This is a genomic window from Hyella patelloides LEGE 07179 (genome assembly GCF_900659865.1).
In the GTDB taxonomy this organism is placed as follows: Bacteria; Cyanobacteriota; Cyanobacteriia; order Cyanobacteriales; family Xenococcaceae; genus Hyella; species Hyella patelloides.
Genome location: NZ_LR214318.1, coordinates 1 through 1,281 on the forward strand (window position 1 = coordinate 1; position 1,281 = coordinate 1,281).

3 protein-coding genes are annotated in these 1,281 nt (G+C 35.1%); all 3 read left to right on the plus strand.

Translation table 11 applies throughout. The features are described 5' to 3' along the window. Positions 1-187, plus strand: a 187-nt coding sequence (locus H1P_RS37025) for a hypothetical protein (protein WP_186376306.1), incomplete at its 5' end; no start/stop codon positions are given. Positions 188-261: 74 nt separating this feature from the next. Then, positions 262-597 carry a hypothetical protein gene (locus tag H1P_RS33450; protein WP_144875809.1) on the plus strand — a complete coding sequence of 112 codons (336 nt, stop codon included), beginning with the start codon at positions 262-264 and terminating at the stop codon, positions 595-597. A gap of 232 nt (positions 598-829) precedes the next feature. After that, positions 830-1,162: a hypothetical protein gene (locus H1P_RS33455; protein ID WP_144875811.1), complete on the plus strand. Its 333-nt coding sequence runs from the start codon at positions 830-832 to the stop codon at positions 1,160-1,162. Positions 1,163-1,281: the final 119 nt, after the last annotated feature.

Below are 1,281 nucleotides of genomic sequence, written 5' to 3' on the forward strand. Positions count from 1 at the left end.
TGGCTACAACTTTAGCTTGGACAGGATTGTTTGTTTAGAAGGAGCAGCCATCACAGGATATAACATTAACGGAACAGTTATTCTTCCTCCTGGTAAAAAAATATCTGATACAGGTTACAACAATATTTTAAAAATCGAGAGATGCAAAAGCTGGCGCGAAGTAGCAGCCAGGGCTGAACTAATCTGAAGGAGCGGAAAAATACGCTTAGATGCCACCTTCCGCCATCCCGATTTTTTAGTCACAAATACTTTTGTCTAACAATGAAAATTAAAAATCACGAGGAAAGAGCCAAAAAACTGCCGAAAATCCCTTTAAGAGTTGAAATCAAAACTCTTTATGCTAATGAAGACATGGAGATTAGTGGTTACTATGCGCTCAGGCACTGGGAATCTAGATCGGTAGCAATTGCAATGAACCAAGAATTAGATACGGTCGCTAACGATTTAGAGCCGATTTATGTGCTAGATGTCAGGCATTCTTATTTTACAAAAATTAACGATATTGATGAAGAAAACGATGAATTTATCTGGTATAAGGAAACCGAGCAAAAAATTTCTTCTAATAGTTTTCCTGTAAGTGTCGTCCAAATAAATTAATTATTGAAGTTCTAATTTGTATCTTTTGTTGAACGATGAGATACCCCGATAGATGTAGAAATGAAGCGATTGGGATGGGGCAAAGAGCGAGGAATTAAACACTTAATAGAGAAATACAATCAAAAGAGTAGGAGAAATTTAACAGATGAGCAATTATTAGAGTTTTGGAATTATTTAAAAAATCTAGAACGCAAAAAGTCAAGTTAAATTAAACAATTAAGATGGTAGTAAAATGAAAGAAAAATTCCCTGGTTGGTATAGCATTATTGAACGAGAAATAGCGGAATCTTTAATCGATTATGGGTATTGTTTTCCTGAAAGATATGAATGTCTAGACAATGAATGGCCAGGAAAAAACTATCAAGGATGGAAAATTTTTACTGATGGAGAAATCGTTGAAGTCTATCATCAAGGAGCTTGTTATTGGATATCGTGTGAATTTGCCGATTTAGAGCCAGAAGATATCAAAAAAGAAATAGCTTTAATTATTGATGAAACCCAAGAAATAATCAATCAGATTATAAATAGAGAGCCAGAAAAATATCAACAATTATCTTTATTGTGATGAGCTGAAAAATTTAGGAGCGAGTATTGTGTGATTGCCAAGGGTGCTGATTGTGTCAATCGGGTCGAGGGGAGAATTGTAGCCGTTTATACCAATGGCTATCAGGTAAAATGGGCAGA

Bases quoted from the DNA above. Each gene is read 5' to 3' on its own strand.
- H1P_RS33450 (WP_144875809.1), top strand. From the start codon at position 262: ATGAAAATTAAAAATCACGAGGAAAGAGCCAAAAAACTGCCGAAAATC.
- H1P_RS33455 (WP_144875811.1), top strand. From the start codon at position 830: ATGAAAGAAAAATTCCCTGGTTGGTATAGCATTATTGAACGAGAAATA.